Annotated in this window: 11 protein-coding genes; 5 read left to right on the plus strand and 6 right to left on the minus strand. The window is 34.8% G+C overall.

Annotated elements, in window-relative coordinates:
* Positions 1–67: 67 nt before the first annotated feature.
* On the minus strand, positions 68–649 hold the full coding sequence (locus ACHRV3_RS19600) for a TetR/AcrR family transcriptional regulator (protein WP_395435593.1): 582 nt from the start codon (positions 647–649) through the stop codon (positions 68–70).
* Between the two features lie 73 nt (positions 650–722).
* Positions 723–1,475 (minus strand): SDR family oxidoreductase, encoded by a 753-nt coding sequence (locus ACHRV3_RS19605; protein ID WP_395435594.1) that lies wholly within the window; start codon positions 1,473–1,475, stop codon positions 723–725.
* A 227-nt stretch (positions 1,476–1,702) separates the two neighbouring features.
* Here ACHRV3_RS19605 and ACHRV3_RS19610 point away from each other — a divergent pair, with 227 nt between their 5' ends.
* Positions 1,703–4,072: a GAF domain-containing protein gene (locus tag ACHRV3_RS19610; protein WP_395435595.1), complete on the plus strand. Its 2,370-nt coding sequence runs from the start codon at positions 1,703–1,705 to the stop codon at positions 4,070–4,072.
* Positions 4,073–4,091: 19 nt separating this feature from the next.
* On the opposite strand, the gene ACHRV3_RS19615 is transcribed toward ACHRV3_RS19610, so the two are convergent.
* A complete protein-coding gene (locus tag ACHRV3_RS19615) occupies positions 4,092–5,270 on the minus strand; it encodes a Pycsar system effector family protein (protein ID WP_395427439.1) in 1,179 nt (392 codons plus the stop codon).
* Between the two features lie 26 nt (positions 5,271–5,296).
* On the opposite strand from ACHRV3_RS19615, the gene ACHRV3_RS19620 reads away from it, so the two are divergent.
* On the plus strand, positions 5,297–9,031 hold the full coding sequence (locus ACHRV3_RS19620; RefSeq protein WP_395435596.1) for a metallophosphoesterase: 3,735 nt from the start codon (positions 5,297–5,299) through the stop codon (positions 9,029–9,031).
* Between the two features lie 386 nt (positions 9,032–9,417).
* On the opposite strand, the gene ACHRV3_RS19625 is transcribed toward ACHRV3_RS19620, so the two are convergent.
* Both ACHRV3_RS19625 and ACHRV3_RS19630 read right to left on the minus strand, forming a co-directional pair.
* Positions 9,418–10,278 carry a hypothetical protein gene (locus ACHRV3_RS19625; RefSeq protein WP_395435597.1) on the minus strand — a complete coding sequence of 287 codons (861 nt, stop codon included), beginning with the start codon at positions 10,276–10,278 and terminating at the stop codon, positions 9,418–9,420.
* Between the two features lie 90 nt (positions 10,279–10,368).
* Positions 10,369–11,421 carry a hypothetical protein gene (locus ACHRV3_RS19630; protein WP_047778602.1) on the minus strand — a complete coding sequence of 351 codons (1,053 nt, stop codon included), beginning with the start codon at positions 11,419–11,421 and terminating at the stop codon, positions 10,369–10,371.
* Positions 11,422–11,537: 116 nt separating this feature from the next.
* On the opposite strand from ACHRV3_RS19630, the gene ACHRV3_RS19635 reads away from it, so the two are divergent.
* From ACHRV3_RS19635 to ACHRV3_RS19645, 3 genes are read left to right on the plus strand one after another with little or no spacing between them, the layout of a single operon-like run.
* Positions 11,538–12,449 carry an ABC transporter ATP-binding protein gene (locus ACHRV3_RS19635; RefSeq protein WP_047778601.1) on the plus strand — a complete coding sequence of 304 codons (912 nt, stop codon included), beginning with the start codon at positions 11,538–11,540 and terminating at the stop codon, positions 12,447–12,449.
* A 3-nt stretch (positions 12,450–12,452) separates the two neighbouring features.
* Positions 12,453–13,289: an ABC transporter permease gene (locus ACHRV3_RS19640; protein ID WP_047778600.1), complete on the plus strand. Its 837-nt coding sequence runs from the start codon at positions 12,453–12,455 to the stop codon at positions 13,287–13,289.
* A gap of 15 nt (positions 13,290–13,304) precedes the next feature.
* On the plus strand, positions 13,305–15,644 hold the full coding sequence (locus ACHRV3_RS19645; RefSeq protein WP_395435598.1) for a choice-of-anchor L domain-containing protein: 2,340 nt from the start codon (positions 13,305–13,307) through the stop codon (positions 15,642–15,644).
* Between the two features lie 1,063 nt (positions 15,645–16,707).
* Here ACHRV3_RS19645 and typA read toward each other — a convergent pair.
* On the minus strand, positions 16,708–18,504 hold the full coding sequence (typA, locus tag ACHRV3_RS19650) for a translational GTPase TypA (protein WP_047778597.1): 1,797 nt from the start codon (positions 18,502–18,504) through the stop codon (positions 16,708–16,710).
* Between the last annotated feature and the right edge of the window lie 119 nt (positions 18,505–18,623).

Raw genomic sequence — 18,623 nt, forward strand, 5'->3', positions numbered from 1 at the left:
TACTTAAACAAAAAACGGCAACTACTCTTTGTAATTGCCGTTTTTTAATAGGTATATTTTCCAACTATCAAAACAAAGAAAACAGTGCTTTGAGAATATCATCGTAAACTTGTTTGTCCTTCTCGCCCGAACGAGCCAACACTCTGATTCCGGTATAATTATTAAAAATAAAACGAGCCAGTGTTCTTGCTTCCAGTCGTGTTGAAATCTGTCCTGCTTCCTGCCCTTTTTTGACAGCCGTCAGGAAAATCTCTTCTACTGTTTGTCTGTTATCAGCAACAATTTTAGCAATCTCTTCATCATGCATCGCCAGTTCAACGGCAGCATTCACTACAAAACAGCCCTTTGTCATTCGATCATCCAAACTTTCAATAATGGCTTGTTTAAAGAGTGCTGTCAGTATGACTTTTATGTCCTCGGGTTGGTTTAGAAGGTCCTTAGTCCCCTCCTGTCCGTGTTTGAGATATCTTTTTAAGGCTTTTGAAAAAAGTTTTTGCTTATCCCCAAAAGTATCGTACAAACTCGAACGACTCAAGCCCAAATGAGATACCAAATCCTGCGCTGAAGTACCGTTATACCCTTTGCACCAAAAGATTTCTATCGCTTTATCCAGAGCCTGATCCTCATCAAATTCTTTTGTTCTGGCCATGACTTCGTAATTAAATTCCGTTACAAAGATACAAAAAATTACGGAACGATTGTTCCGTAATTAGAGCAAAAAATTAGACTACAGTGTTTACGATAAGCCCACCATCTACGACAATCTCTGTCCCTGTTATAAACGAAGCATCGTCTGAAGCAAGAAAAGCAACTGTTTTTGCAATTTCTGAAGGCTTACCAAAACGTTTTAATAAAATTCTATCGCTTAAAGCTGCTCCAAATCCATCGATTTCTTCTTTTTCTAAACCTAATTTTCCGAAAATCGGTGTTTCAATTGGTCCCGGTGAAATGGCATTTATTCTAATGTTTCTTGGTGCTAATTCGGTCGCAAAGACACGGTTTAAAGATAAAAGCGCTGCTTTACTTGCGGCATAAACCCCTGAATTTTGCATCCCGACACTGGCATTTATTGAAGTATTAAAAATAACCGAACCGCCATCATTCAAAATAGGTAATAACTTTTGAAGTGTGAAATAAACGCCTTTCACGTTGATATCCATAATCGAATCATAATGTCCTTCAGATGCAGATTCTAATGGAGCAAAAGAAGCAATTCCGGCATTCAAAAAGACAATATCAATTTTGCCAAATTTTGCTGAAACTTCTGACACCAAATTATCAATTGATTTCAAATCCGATTGATCGGCAACAATTCCTGTTACGTTTAATTCTTCTTCGGCTTTTGTTAATGTCTCTTGGTCTCTTCCCGTAACAATTACACTGGCTCCACGTTCAGCTAATTCTGCTGCTGTTGCATACCCAATTCCGCTATTTCCGCCCGTTACAATGGCTACTTTTTTTTCTAAATTTCTCATTTTATTATTTTTACAGTATTGATTAATTGATTATTACAGGGCAAAGATATAATAACGGAACGATCGTTCCGTTATTGATTTAGTTAATACTTTGTTAAAAAAAACAACCCCAACAATTGCGGTGCTCCCTTAGTAAAAAAATCTATGGGGTCATAAACGAAAGAAATAATAAAAGGAGTAAACATCTTTAATTTATACTTAAATTTACAGCCTAAAAACAAATTAAAATGGATAGTCTTTTAAACAGCGAAAGTCCTTTCAAAACCATAATCTCCTTTCACAGGCTAATTGAATCTTTTGAGGAAATTGCCTTATCTAATGTTGATTATCGCTCTAACTACGCCAAAGCTATTTTGAAAGAAATAGAAACGATACCCGAGTTCAGAACCGGAATTGAAGATTTCAGCATCATTAGAAAAAATGAAGCTTTAATCAAAAACATATCAGCTGATTTATTCCCAACTGCTTTAACCAATAACGAGATAAAAGCGATTACAATCCCGTTTCAAAATATCTCCTTCAACTATACCGAGCGTTTCAAGAAAATTTTACGAAATGCGGGCGATGAATTTTACATGGAAATTCGTGATTTTGACAGTCATCAATTCTATATCAATAATTGTTGTTTAATTCTAAGCAGTTATTACAAACAAAAGATCGATTTTAACAAACCTTTCTTCTATGATATCCCGGATGAAGACGGTGTAGAAAAACATTATCGCATTTTGTATAATGCCGATTTTATGGAAATCACGCCAACAGAAAACGCATTACCGCTTACACAAGACGATATTGATCTGTTAATCGACAATTACAATGACATAACACTTTGGAAATCTAACTTCCCACCCGGAAGTTGGACTTTGAAGGGTTTTGGAATTGTTTCTTTGTTTGATGCTACTACAGAAAGTGCCATCTCTAATTTAAAAAGCAATTTATTAAAACCCGATACACAGTCCGTTGCTACCAACGAAGTGATTGCTGCCATTTTTAGGTCTATTTTCAAAATTCCAGACCTTGAAGTTGGTTTTATAATTTACAATCCCGAAGATGAAAAATTTATCAAGCCAGTTAAATACGACCATCAAATGCAAAGCTTTTTACTTTCGTCTGATCAGGAAGTAGATTGTAAAAATGCTTTTTTTGGATGTTCTTTTGAAAATCTATTAGACAATAAAGAACCTTTTGTGATCTCTAATGTTACAAAATTTATTGAAGCATCGGAAAATAAAAAACTGGGCGAGCATTTGTTAAAACAAGGCATTCAGAGTTGCGTTTTTGCACCAGTTGTAAAAGACGGGCATTTATTGGGAGTTGTAGAGCTCGTTTCTAAAAAACCAAGGGAACTCAACAGCATAAACGCTACTAAACTCGAATTGGTCTTACCGTATTTAACCGATACAATTGACCGCTATAATACCGATATGCAACATCAGGTTGAAGCGATAATTCAACGGGAGTATACGACGATTCATCCAAGTGTATATTGGAAGTTTAAAAAAGAATCTCAAAACTATTTTCAAAATACCAATCCAACCAAAGATTATATTTTTAAGGAAATTGTCTTTAAAAATGTTTTTCCTTTATACGGACAAATCGATATTAAAGGTTCATCGGAACACCGAAACGAAACCGTAAAACGAGATTTGAAGAATCAGCTTACTACGATTTTAGAAATTTTCGAAAACCAAAAGCCAAACACGAATCTGATGCTTTTGGAACAGCGTAAATTTGAACTGGAATCGCTTCGTGACGAATTGGACCAGCCTTTAAAAGCAGATACAGAACAACACATTCAGCGTTATATTGAGGAAGAAATTCATCCGATTCTGAAAAACACAAAAAATACAGCTAAAAGCGAAAAACTGGAAGAATTGTATTTTGCAACTCTGGATCAAAAAACCGGAATGTTTTATCAGGAAAGAAAGAAATTCGATAATGCGATGTCGATTATCAATAAAAAACTGGCTTCGGTTCTGGACAGAAAACAAGTAGAAGCACAACAAATATATCCGCACTATTACGAACGTTTTAAAACGGATGGTGTGGAGCACAATTTGTATATTGGAGCCTCAATTGCGCCAACAAAACCGTTTGACATCATGTACCTGCACAACCTGCGTTTATGGCAATTGCAGACTTTATGTGAAATGGAATTGGAGCATCATCAGCTAAAAGAGTCTCTACCTTATGAATTGGATGTAACTTCTTTGATCCTGGTATTCAGCGCAGCGATTTCTATCCGCTTCAGAATGGATGAAAAACGTTTTGATGTTGACGGGACTTATAATGCCCGATATGAAGTTGTAAAAAAACGTATTGATAAAGCCAACATCAAAGGAACAAAGGATCGTATTACGGAGAAAGAAAAAATTACAATTGTATATTCTCAAAACAGCGAAGAAACAGAATATCTAAAGTATATAAAGTACTTACAGCACAAAAAAATACTTGAACCTGCCATCGAACAATTTGAAGTTGAAGATTTGCAAGGGGTTTCAGGCTTGAGAGCCATTCGTGTAAAAGTGATTAACAACATTACGAATACAAACGCAAAAAAAATCACTTATCAAGATTTATTAGATGAGCTCAACTAATTTTTAGTTGAGCTTTATTTTAAAGATTTTTAAACGCTACTACAAACGCAATAACCGTTATAATAATTCCGAACATAAAAAAGTTGTACGCAATTCGGAGTAAATTATACTTACGCTGTAAAACTAATCCCAAATAATACAAGTCCTTGATCATGGTTGAATACAAATAATCACGGTCTTTCATCATTTCATTCATAGCCCAATCATAGTCTTCAAGAGGCATTTTGTAGAAATTTCCAAAAAACATCAAATTCACTTTTTTTGCTTCTACATCATCTCGTGTAAAAAATCCTGAAGTTACTTTTGGTCGTGTTGACAAAATCGCAAAAATGATCGTAATCACACTTGACATCAGCATGACAAAAGTCGGGATTACCAAATGTACATTTTTTGGGCTGTCTAATTTTGGAATAATCGTAGAGAGTGCGATCGAAATAATAATCGCATTTACAGACAATAAAATATTGGCCTTACTATCTGCAATACCGCTTAAACGGGTATGATTTCCAAGGGTAACGCGAAACAATGTATCAATTCCGCGATCCGGTTTTTCGATCTTTTCTTTCTTTTTTTCTTCGTCTTCAAGCTCTTTTACCTTTTTCAGTTCCTGCTTATTGATTCTTTTTTGAACCATGACGATATTTTTCTCTTTTAATGGCTGCCACTTTTTAATAGCATAATCGGTATAAAATCGATGTTTGTTCATTAAAAAATTCAAATTTTCCCTCGCCCAATCCAGGTCAGAAAAAGAAAGATTCATGCTGTTTTTTAATTCAAAACGCAATAATTCGCAAGTCGACTCATATTCTAAACTCGTAATATGAACATAATCGGCATCTTTAATGATCTTTTCTAATTCAGTTTGTGGCACATACTCTTTTACGGTAGCCAAAATCAATTTAGAAACTTCATTTATAAATTCATCAGACTGCCCTTTTTCCTTTAGAAACGTTGTGGCAATCTTTACGCTTTCACTTTCGTGGTTTACGACACCGTTTACATAACCGGTATCATGAAACCAAGCCGCTACTAAAAGTAAATCTTTCTCTGCTCCATCCACATTTTCCTTTGCACAAAGCTTATTAACAGCGCTTATTACATTAAAAGTATGGTTAATATTATGGTAAGAATATAAATTAGAAAGTTTATCTTTGAGTAATTTACTAACGAAATCTTCGGACTGTTCTATTAGATTCATAAAGAATATTTTAATACTACGAAATTATGAAAATGTTTTCGGATAATCCTTTCATTACTATAATTAAAAATTATTCCACTACTTTAACTTTGCTGCTTATACTAGGCTCTTGTGCAACACATAAACCTCAATACGGGAAAAATGTGAGTGCCAATAAAGACGAAAACGCAACCGATACCATAAAAATTGCGCATACTTTTTATTTAGTGGGCGATGCCGGCAATGCAGATCAGGTACAAGCACAACAAACGTTGGAATTATTGCATGAAAAACTAAAAAAATCAAGCAAAAAAGCCACTTTACTTTTCTTAGGGGATAATATCTATCCAAAAGGTTTTCCCAGTAACGACAATGCTGCTGAGAAGACTTTAGCGGAAACAAAACTTACCAACCAATTAAAACTAACAGAAGGATTTAAAGGAAAAACCATTGTAATTCCCGGAAATCACGATTGGTATAATGGCATTAAAGGGCTGGAGCGTCAGGCTGCTTTTGTAACCGATTATCTTAAGGATAAAAAAGCATTCCTACCCCGAAAAAGCTGTGCAATCGAGGATGTTAAAATCGACAGTATCACCACGCTGATAGCTATTGATAGTGAATGGTTTCTGGAAGATTGGGACAACCACCCCACTATCAATGACAATTGCGAAATCAAAACCCGAGAAGCGTTTTTTGATGAACTGGAAAGCCTTTTAAACAAAAATCAAGAAAAGACTGTAATCATTGCCCTTCATCATCCTTTGATGAGTGATGGATCGCATGGTGGACAATTTTCATTAGAAAAACAATTATTTCCTTTAGAGCAAAAAATTCCGCTTCCGATTATAGGTTCTTTTATCAATTTGTTACGTCAGACCTCCGGGGTAAGTCCACAGGATATTCAAAACAAAGAATATACAATTTATATCAAACGGATTAAAACTCTTTTACAAAAGCAAAAAAATGTGATCGTAGTTTCCGGACACGATCATAATCTGCAGTATGTCAATAAAGAAAACATCAAACAGATTATCAGCGGTGCCGGCTCCAAATCAGAAGCTGCCAGAGCGATTAACGCCAATGATTTTTCGTATGGTGGAAATGGGTACGCTACACTGACTTTGTTTAAAAGCGGCGATGCTAAAGTGACGTATTTTGGAAATGAAAACAATAAAGAAAAAAAGCTTTTTGAACATGAAATTATAAAAGCAAAAGAATTTAACTGGGCTTCCGAGATTCCAAATAATTTTCCGCCCACCTTTACTACTTCAATTTATACTAAGGAAATGACCCGAAAAAGTTTCGTTCATTCGTTTCTATTCGGAAAACATTACAGAAAATATTACAGCCTGCCAATTGAAGCTAAAACGGCCACATTGGATACGCTTATGGGTGGTTTGAAACCGATTCGCGAAGGTGGCGGTCACCAATCTATTTCGTTAAGAATGTCTGATGCTAAAGGTCGCGAATATGTAATGCGTGCCATGAAAAAAAGTGCTACACAGTTTTTACAAGCTGTAGCTTTTAAGGATCAGTATATTGTAAATGATTTTCAGGATACCTATGCCGAAGATTTTTTATTGGATTTTTATACCACTTCTCATCCTTACACGCCCTTTGCGGTTGGTGAAATGGCAGATAAGTTGAGTTTACCACATACTAATCCGGTTTTATATTATATTCCAAAACAAAGCACTTTAAAAGAATACAACTCCAATTTCGGAGATGCATTGTATATGGTGGAAGAACGACCTGCTGACAACCATTTAGACGTTAAAAGTTACGGAAATCCAAGCGATATTATCAGCACGACCGATATGATGCTGAATCTTCACAAGGATGAAAAATACAGTGTTGATGAAAACGAATATATAAAAGCCCGTTTGTTTGATATGCTTATTGGCGATTGGGACAGACATAGCGATCAATGGCGTTGGGGCGAATATAAAAAAGACGGCAAGGTAATTTACAAACCGATTCCGCGCGATCGCGATCAGGCCTTTTCAAAATACGACGGAGCTTTGCTTTCGTTGTTAATGAACATTCCGGCACTTCGTCATATGCGCACTTTTAAGGATAAAATCGACAACGTTAAATGGTTCAACAGAGAACCCTACCCGCTTGATTTGGCTTTTCTAAAAACTTCGGACGAAAAAGACTGGCTGGCGCAGGCAAAATTTATTCAGGAAAACTTAACCGACAGCGATATCGATCATGCTTTTAAACAACTGCCAAAAGAAGTTCAGGATCAAACCATTGAAGAGATTAAGGCAAAACTAAAGAACCGAAAAAAGGAACTTGATCAATATGCTTCTACCTATTTTAAAGTTTTGAGCCATACGGTCATGATTGCCGGAACAGACAAAAAAGACAAATTTATCATCAATCACAATGCCGCAAAAAGCATCGAGATTCAGGTGTACAGAGTTAAAAAAGAAGGAGATGATTTAATTTACACCAAAAACATCACCGACGACAAAACCAAAAATTTATGGGTGTATGGTTTAGATGACAACGATACTTTTCAAGTAATTGGAAAACACAAATCAAATATAAAGATTCGTTTAATTGGAGGTCAGAACAATGACATTTACAACATTGAAAACGGAAAACGAGTGATTGTATATGATTTTAAATCAAAACAAAACACTTATAATTTAGATTCTAAAACACAAACACAATTGACTGACGATTATGATGTCAATTTATACAATTACGAAAAACCCAAATACAATGTAGTTTCGGGGCTTCCGAACATTGGTTATAATCCCGATGATGGTGTGAAATTGGGTTTCAATTTAAATTATACGGTTAACAATTTCAAACAGAATCCGTACACGCAAAAACATGTTCTAAACGGTTTTTATTATTTTGCAACGGGAGGTTTGGAATTTACTTATGATGCACATTTCCCCGGTTTATTAGGTAAATGGGTTATTGATGTGGAGTCAAAATACACCACACCTAATTTTGCCATCAACTATTTTGGTTACGGAAATGAAACCGAAAATAAGGATCAGGAATTTGATATGGATTACAACAGAGTCCGCATTCAGCAATTTAAAGTCGCAGGAGCCATCAGACACGTTGGTCGTTACGGAAGTGAGTTTACTTTCAAACCCTTCTTGGAACAAATGAAAGTGGAAGAAACCAGAGACCGATTCATAAATGTACCTAACAGTATCAATCCTGATATTTTTGACAGTAAACTTTTTGGAGGTGTAAAAGTGAAATACAGTTTTAAAAATTCCGACTTTAAAGCAAAACCGACTTTAGGAATGGCTTTTTCTATTGAAGCAAGTTGGACTGCCAATTTAGACGATGCGAAACAAAACTTCCCATCGTTAGAAAGTATTTTAGGTTTTACGCATAAAATTGACAAAAACGGAAAACTGATTTTAGCCACTTACCTTAAAGGAAAAGCGATTCTAAATGACAATTACGAGTTTTATCAAGGAGCCACTCTGGGAGGTGATAAAGATTTACGCGGTTATAGAAACGAGCGTTTCTTAGGGAATTCATATTTCTCTCAAAGCAGTGATTTAAGACTTTCTATTGGTAAAATTCAACGCACTATTGTACCATTAACCTACGGAATTCTGGCCGGTTTTGATTACGGAAGAATTTGGCTTGACGGGGAAAACTCCAGAAAATGGCACCAGGATTACGGCGGTGGACTTTGGATCAATGCAGTAAATACGGTCACAGCAAGAATCTCTTATTTTAAATCCCCTGACGAGGTGGGTAGAGTAATTTTTGGGGCGGCCTATAGTTTTTAGCTTTCTGAGGTGCTGAGGCTCTAAGCTGCTAAATAACTAAGTTTTTTCTTTGTGAAATGTGAAATACGAAATGGGTGCATCTCAATGATATCGACCCTTTTTAGAATAATGACGTAAAAAATAAACAATAAAAACATTTTGTTTCACAACTCACATTTCACATTATCTAATTTTTGGAGCGGCCTATAGCTTTTAACAAGGTTCAAAGGTTCAAAGTGACAGAGGTTTCTTTATAATTAAAAAAGTGAGCTATGATTTGGCAATTACCAATTCATAGCTCACTTTTAGCTTTTAAAACAGGCATGTCACCATCCCCATTTCACATTATCTCATTCTCTAATTATCTAATTATCACATTTTCTAATTATCTAATTATCCCCCCAAAACTACTTCAACTTAAACTCATAAACCTTACCTCCTACTTTGTTTGTTTTTTCATCGGCGATGAGTAAGGTTGTATTGTCTTTGAAAACGATGGCTTCTTTTTGTGAAAAATCATTCAGTTCTATTTCAGTCTGCGAGCCTTTGTGGAATAAATCTCCTTTGAATCCTTTGAATAAAACAAGTTTATCATGACTTAACAGCACCACTTTTTTTCCGTCAGGGCTTATTGTTGCGCTTGTTAAAACGCAATGATTGTAATTGGCACAGGTTTTAAATTCACCAATTTTAGTGGCTTTTTGAGTTCCTGCGGCATTTGGGATTTTATAGATAAAAACGGTACCGTCAAAGCCTTTGCTTCTGTTTTTGGTAAAAAGATAAAAGTTGTTCTGATATTCGAAGAAACTTTCAACATCAAAAAACAGTTCTTTTTTCTTTGGAGGAAACTCGGTTTGTTCCGGATACGAAAAGGAAATTTTATATTCTGAAACGGCATTTTCTTTATTCAATTCGTTTTTAGACACTTTATAGATACACAAGTCTTTGCGTTTATTATCGTTATTTCCAAAATCTCCTATGTAAATATTTCCGGCCTGATCTTTTGTAATATCTTCCCAATCTACATTTGTGGCGTTGGTAACGGTAACGGTTTTATTTATTTTGCCCTCCGCATTTAATGCATAGATTTTATTGGCATTCCCACTATCTTCCAAAGTATAAATCAGATTAGATTTAGGAAAATAAGTAATCCCGGAAACTTCCTTAAGCTTTTTCGGAAGCGAAAAAAGCGTTTTTAAATCATTGCCTGATTGTTGCTGACAAGCTAATAAAACAATTGAAACAGCAAGTAGAAAAAATTTTCTCATAAAATAATATTTTAAAGTTTTGCCACAGATTAAAAGATTACAATGATTAAAAAAATCCTTTAAATCTGTACAATCTGTAGCAAACTAATTTTAAACTAAATTCGTATTTTTAAAATTACGCGTAATAAACTCAAAAGCAGCAAACATAATATGCCCCATCGATCTGGCATTTTTAAATTTCATATCATTAGTATAACGATACAATTCCATTTTTAGTTGATTCAGATGTTCTTCTGTCGAAATCGTGTCGTGACACATAATATTCAACAACTTTTTCATTCGGTTCTCGGCAGAATGAATACGTTTGGCCAAAATAGCCCTTTCCTCATCTTTATACTGAAGGATCGAACGTTCTTCTAACTTTTCTTTAATCAATTTAATCATCGGATAGTTTTCCTTAAAAAACTGAGGACGATAGACCTTAAAATTTCCCTCGTAACACTGCTGATCAAAATCTATTGGGCGAATTTTATAAACCACCTGATCAAAATCATGAATCGGTACAATCACATAATTATACGCCCTCATGTCTCCCAAAAGCCGAATCATGCAGCGCTCATTAAACTTCACAAACTCTTTTGCAATCTGAGATTTTTCCATCTCCGTACAATTGTGCAACAACGTATCCATAAAAACATCACCGGGAATCCCGATAATATGCTCCTCGATTAAAGTATCTTTATAAACCAAAAAGTTGATTTTGTCCGGCGAAAGAATATCTTCCAATTCCAGTCCGTAAATCCTCGAAGCATCTGCTTTTTTAATATAAAAATGAACGTAATTGTCATTGAGAATATTTCGGACTTTTATCCGAAATGGTTTCGAATTTCCGAAGGTACAGTAGTCAATCGCATCAATATTCAAAAACTGTATGATCTCGCTATTCCCATCAGAATGTAAAAGGGAATAAATTTTCTTTAAATTTAAATCGATTTCATTTCGTTCAAATTCATTGTAATACACCCGAATCCATAAAGTGTCTGTTTCATTTTTATCATAGACATTTACTGAACCGGAAAACCGCAATAAATCATCATAGAACACAGATACTTTCGAGATTCGTTCGTATCGTTCCAAGTAACTTAAAAGAGAGGGTAATAAAGGATAAGATGGTTTTTTTAAGACCATTAAAGGCTCGCTCATTTTGAATATCTTTAATACAAATTTACAGTAAATTATAATTTTAAACACATAAATAAAATTTGACGTAACAATAAACAACTTGAATCGTCATACTAAAAACTAAAACCGAAATAAATTTGGAAACCATTCTTACTATCGAAAATCTTCACAAAAGATACGGCCGCATTCAAGCCTTAAAAAATGTATCTTTTGAAATACAAAAAGGCCGTGTTTATGGCATACTAGGTCCCAATGGAAGTGGAAAATCAACCACTTTGGGTATTGTCCTGAATGTTGTAAACCGAACATCAGGGAGCTACAGTTGGTTTAACGGACAAATCCAGACCCACGATGCCTTAAAAAAGGTAGGTGCCATTATAGAAAGACCGAACTTTTACCCCTACATGACGGCAGAAGAAAACCTGAAATTGGTTTGCAAAATAAAAAGCATTGATTATTCTAAAATTAACGAAAAACTGGATTTAGTAGGTCTAACGGAAAGAAAAAACAGCAAATTCAGCACTTTTTCTTTAGGGATGAAACAACGTCTGGCTATTGCCTCGGCGCTGTTAAATGATCCCGAGATTTTAATTTTAGACGAACCAACAAATGGCTTAGACCCACAGGGAATTCACCAGATTCGTGATATTATCCGAAAAATTGCTTCACAGGGAACTACTATTTTACTGGCCTCCCATCTACTGGACGAAGTCGAAAAAGTATGTTCGCATGTAATTGTACTGCGAAAAGGAGAAATTCTATACTCCGGTTCTGTTGACGGAATGTCTGCTAACGAAGGCTTTTTTGAAGTTCAGGCCAATGATAATGAAGCCTTGAAAAACGTGCTGCAAGAACATCCAACCGTAGACCATGTGGTCGAAGAAGAAGGAAAGGTTTTGGTATATCTAAAATCTGATTTGTCTGCCTCTGAACTGAATTTGTATTTATTCTCTAAAGACATTGCACTAAGTCATTTAGTAAAACGCAAAAACAGCTTAGAAGCCCAGTTTTTAGAATTAACCAAAAATACCACTCCAAAAAACAACTAAACCATGAACAGACTTATCTCTATAGAATTGCAAAAAATCTGGAAAAACAAAGCCAGTCGTGTCTTAACGTTAACCTATTTCATTTTACTTTCCTTCATTGCCTTAATTGCTTCGATCAAATTTGATATTGGTGTTTTTAAATTCCATCTGGCTGAAATGGGAATTTTCAATTTCCCTTTTATCTGGCATTTTAACACTTATATTGCGGCATGGCTCAAGTTTTTCCTCGCCATTGTTATTGTTTCTATGATGGCTAATGAATATAGTTACGGGACTTTAAAACAAAATCTGATTGACGGTTTAAGCAAAAAAGAATTTATATTGTCTAAATTTCTAACCGTTGTTGTTTTTGCATTGTGCTCTACAATTTTTGTCTTTGTGATGAGCTTAATCTTAGGATTGTGTTTTTCCTCTTATACCGAATTCGGAATTATTTTTACAGATTTGGATTATCTCTTAGCCTTTTTTGTAAAACTAACCGGTTTCTTTTCGTTCTGTTTGTTTTTAGGAATTTTGGTAAAACGATCTGCATTTGCTTTGGGTTTTCTTTTGGTTTGGAGTATAATCGAAGGAGTCGTTAAAGGAATTTTGGCTTTTAAAATTTTCCCGGATAGTAACATCGGTCATTACATAATGCAATTTTTTCCATTAGAAGCAATGTCAAATTTAATCATTGAACCCTTTTCACGACTGTCGGTAATAAAAACTATCGGAACTCAAATGGGAGTTGAAAGTACTAAAGATTATGGTGTACATTATCTTCCTATATTGATTGTTTTAATCTGGACATTTATCTTCGTCTATTCTTCATACAAATTATTAAAAAATAGAGATTTATAGTATATTTGTTATACTATGAACTATTTAAAAAACATTTTATTAGTCTTATTTATCAGTTGCGCATTTGCGAAAGTAAATGCGCAAAACATCACTATTGACGATCAAAAAGATCCTACGTTTCTCATTGAAGACGTTTTAGTTACCAGCTCTTGTGCTGCTGCTACCAACGCGACAGGTTTGGGGGATACGTTTAGACCTGGAAAAAAAAGTTTTGCCTATTTTAACAGAAATGGAAGCAATTTTCCTTTTGCAGAAGGAATCGTAATAGCAACATCAACCGCTCAAAGCGCCATAGGCCCCTATGTAAGTAATGTTGTAAGCAGTGATAGTGATAGCTGGATAGGAGACACTAATCTGGATCAGGTACTAGGAATTCAGTCTGTAAATGCAACAGTGCTGGAATTTGATTTTGTTGCTACCGCAAATTCATTGAGTTTTAATTATATTTTTGCTTCAAACGAATACCAATACGATTATCCGTGTCAATATTCGGATGGGTTTGCTTTTTTAATTAGAGAAGCCGGAACAAGCGATCCCTACACAAATCTGGCGGTATTACCCAAAACTACTACACCCGTTTCTTCTGTAAACATTCGTCCGGCAATTGGTCCCGGAGTACGACCAGGAGGGATTGCCTATACAGGTTGCCCTGCTTCAAATCTAAACTTTTTTAATGGTCTAAATACCAATACCAGTCCGGTAAATTACGCAGGACAAACAGTAGTTATGACCGCTCAGTCTACTGTAGTCTCAGGAAAAACATACCATGTAAAATTAGTCATAGCCGATGATCAAAATAAAAATCTCGAGTCAGCCATTTTTCTGGAAGCCGGAAGTTTTCTTTCGAAAATTGACTTAGGTGAAGACCGTACGATTGCTGCCAATAATCCTGCTTGTTTTGGAGAAAAGGTAGTACTAGACTCCAAACTGGACATCGCAGACTATAATTTTAAATGGTATAAAAAAGAAGACCCTGCCACTATTTTAGGTACAAATGCAACTTTTGAAGTGACTGATGCCGGAACCTATAAAATTGAAGCTTCACTTAAAACAACAGGCTGTACAGCCTATGGAGAAATCAAAATTGACTATGCTCCCGAAATACTTTCAACAGATACTCTCCTTTTACAATGTGATGATGATACCGACGGTTTTTCAATCTTCAATTTGACCAAAGTAGATAATATTATAAAAAACAATGTTTCGACCATTACAAACAATGGATATTACGAATCTCTGGCTAATGCACAAGCTAAAACAAACGCCATTGCAAATCCGGGAAACTATATCAATAAAAGCCCCAATCAAATTATCTATGCCAGAATTGAAAACCAATACAAATGTTATAAAATTGTCGAAGTCACTTTACAAATTGCAACCACAACAATCGCTGATCAAAATCCAATAAAAACCTGCGACGACGATGGCAATCCTGATGGATTCTATCAATTTGATCTTAAAGCACAAGTGAACCCACAACTTACCACAGGTTTACCAAGCGGATTAACTCCTTATTATTATCTCACTGCAATTGATGCTATAACGGAAGTAAATGCGTTACCAAATCTCTTTAAAAACACTACAGCGTACTCCCAAACCATTTATGCAAGAGTGGTCAACGGAGCCGATTGTTATGACATTACCCCAATTACTTTGGTTGTAAATGTTTTTGATCCGCCAAATTTTGAAGATGAGACCGCTTATTTATGCAAAGGAAATCAGATTGATCTGGTAGCAGATCCGGGCTTTAGCAGCTACGTTTGGTCTACAGGAGACACAAACAATCGTATTACCGTTACTAATCCCGGAGATTATTCGGTAAAAGTGACTGATATAAACGGCTGTGAAAAAACTAAAAAATACAAAGTAACCTTATCTGAACCGGCTGTTATTACCGATGCTATTATTAAAGATTTCTCAGCAAATGATAATTCTGTTCTACTAAAATATACCGGAGCCGGAAATTATGAATTTTCGTTAGACGGAATTTCTTTTCAAGACGACCCTTTATTCACAAGAGTAAGCCCGGGAATCTATAATGCCATTGCGAGAGACAAAAACGGTTGTGGTAGTTCCAATTTGTTTTTGGTCTATGTTTTAGACTACCCAAGATTTTTCACTCCAAATGGAGACAGTCATAATGATTTATGGCTGATCGAAAACTTAGATCAACTTCCCAACTACACCATTTCTATTTTTGACCGCTACGGAAAATTATTAAAACAAATGAATCAAAACAGCTCAGGCTGGAATGGAGTATTCAACGGCCAGCAATTACCCGCAGCTGATTATTGGTTTGATTTAAACTTTATTAATGGCAAAAATGTTAAAGGGCACTTTAGTCTTAAAAGATAATTTTTAATAAATTCCAAATTTTTAAAATTCCAAATTCCAATATTTATTGTAAAAAAAAGAATTCCAAACTCTAGAGGTCATCATAGTCTTAAAAGATAACTTTTCTTAAATTCCAATTTTCTTAAATTCCAAATTCCAATATTTATTGTAAAAAAAGAATTCCAAACTCTAGAGGTCATCATAGTCTTAAAAGATAACTTTTAATAAATTCCAATCTTTTTAAATTCCAAATTCCAATACTTATTAAGAACGAATCCTAAACTCCGGCATTGGAATTTGGGATTTTTAATATTGGATTTTAAACCCCTACCTATGGTTCTGTCATTTCGACGTAAGGAGAAATCACATCCAATATTCGACAAAGATTGGCGCTTTTCTTTACGGAATTTCTTGTGTGATTTCTCCTTCGTCGAAAGGACAAACTGAATGTGTTTTTTGCAATCATTCTTTTAAACAAACTCAATTTTTACATCTAATATTAAAAATTTAAAATTCCAATACTTATATAAAAAAAAGAATCCCAAACTCCAGAATTGGAATTTGGAATTTTTTATATTGGATTTTAAACCTCTGCCTATGATTCTGTCATTTCGACGTAAAGAGAAATCACATCCAATATTCGACAAAAATTGGCGCTTTTCTTTACAGAATTTCTTGTGTGATTTCTCCTTCGTCGAAAGGACAAACTAAGTGCTTTTTTTGAAATAATTCTTTTAAACAAACTCAATTTTTACATCTAATATTAAAAATTTAAAATTCCAATACTTATATAAAAAAAAAAGAATCCCAAACTCCAGAATTGGAATTTGGGATTTTTTATATTGGATTTTAAACCTCTTCCTATGGTTCTGTCATTTCGACGTAAGGAGAAATCACATCCAATATTCGACAAAGATTGGTGCTTTTCTTTACGGAATTTCTTGTGTGATTTCTCCTTCGTCGAAAGGACAAACTGAATTTTAACATCCAATTTTCTAAATTCCAAATTCCAATATTTGTTGTAAAATAAAATCCCAAACTCCTGAGTTGGAATTTGGGATTTTTATATTGAAATTTAAAAACCTTAGAATTTAAATCTTTTTCTATCAGTTTCTGTCAAGTAGATTTTTCTCAAACGAATAGATTTTGGAGTAACCTCTACATATTCATCTTTTTGAATGTACTCTAATGCTTCTTCTAAAGAGAAAATGATTGGAGGAATAATTCTCGCTTTTTCATCATTTCCAGAAGAACGAACGTTAGATTGTTTTTTCTCTTTCGTTACGTTTACACACATATCATCACCACGAGAGTTTTCTCCAATTACCTGACCTTCATAGATTTCAGCATTTGGCTCAACGAAGAATTTACCACGATCTTGTAATTTATCGATAGAATAAGGAATCGCTTTTCCTTTTTCCATAGAAATTAACGAACCTTTGTTACGTCCTGAGATTTCACCTTTGTAAGGCTCATATCCAATGAAACGGTGTGCCATAATAGCCTCACCAGCTGTTGCAGTAAGTAATTGGTTACGCAATCCAATAATTCCACGAGATGGAATATTAAATTTAACAATCATACGTTCCCCTTTAGTTTCCATACTCAACATTTCACCTTTACGCATGGTAACAAACTCTACCGCTCTACCTGAAAGTGATTCCGGTAAATCGATTGTCAATTCCTCGATAGGCTCACATTTTTTACCATCAATTTCTTTGATGATAACTTGTGGTTGTCCGATTTGTAACTCATATCCTTCTCTTCTCATTGTTTCAATAAGAACAGATAAGTGAAGTACTCCACGACCAAAAACCATGAATTTATCAGCAGAATCAGTTTCACCTAACTTCATCGCTAAGTTTTTCTCTAATTCTTTTGTCAATCTTTCTCTAATATGACGAGAAGTTACAAATTTACCTTCTTTACCAAAGAAAGGAGAGTCATTAATAGTAAACAACATACTCATTGTTGGCTCATCAATAGCAATAGAAGCTAAACCTTCAGGATTTTCAAAATCAGAAATAGTATCTCCAATTTCGAAACCTTCAACACCAACAATAGCACAAATATCTCCAGCAATTACTTCAGTTACTTTTTTACGTCCAAGACCTTCAAAAGTATGTAATTCTTTAATTCTTGATTTTGATACAGTACCATCTCTTTTTACCAAAGAAATTGGCATTCCTTCTTTCAAGACACCTCTTTCTAAACGACCGATAGCGATACGTCCTGTAAAAGCTGAGAAATCTAAAGATGTAATCAACATTTGAGGATTACCTTCTGATACTTTAGGAGCTGGTACATTTTCAACAACCATATCCAATAATGCTTCAACATTATCAGTTACGTTTTCCCAATGGTCAGACATCCAGTTATTTTTAGCAGAACCATAAACGGTTGGGAAATCCAACTGCCATTCTTCAGCACCTAATTCAAACATTAAGTCAAAAACTTTTTCGTGAACTTCTTCAGGAGTACAGTTTTCTTTATCAACTTTGTTGATAACTACACAAGGCTTAAGACCTAAGTCAATCGCTTTTTGTAATACGAAACGCGTTTGTGGCATTGGACCTTCAAAAGCATCCACTAACAAACATACACCATCGGCCATGTTCAAAACACGTTCTACTTCACCTCCAAAATCCGCGTGGCCAGGAGTGTCAATAATATTGATCTTTGTTCCTTTATATTGAACTGATACGTTCTTAGAAGTAATAGTAATACCTCTCTCGCGCTCTAAATCGTTATTATCAAGAATTAAATCACCTGTGTTTTCGTTGTCACGAAATAATTGACAGTGATACATAATTTTATCAACCAAAGTGGTTTTACCGTGATCGACGTGGGCAATAATTGCAATGTTTCTAATAGATTCCATCTGTGATTTTTAATGGGTGCAAAGGTACACTTTATTTTGATATAAAAAACGTTTCTGCGATAGTTTGCGTACAGACAAGCAATTAGTTGTTTAAATCAATGTAAATTTACCCCTCAAAA

Source organism: Flavobacterium sp. FlaQc-49 (assembly GCF_044005985.1).
GTDB lineage: Bacteria > Bacteroidota > Bacteroidia > Flavobacteriales > Flavobacteriaceae > Flavobacterium > Flavobacterium cupriresistens.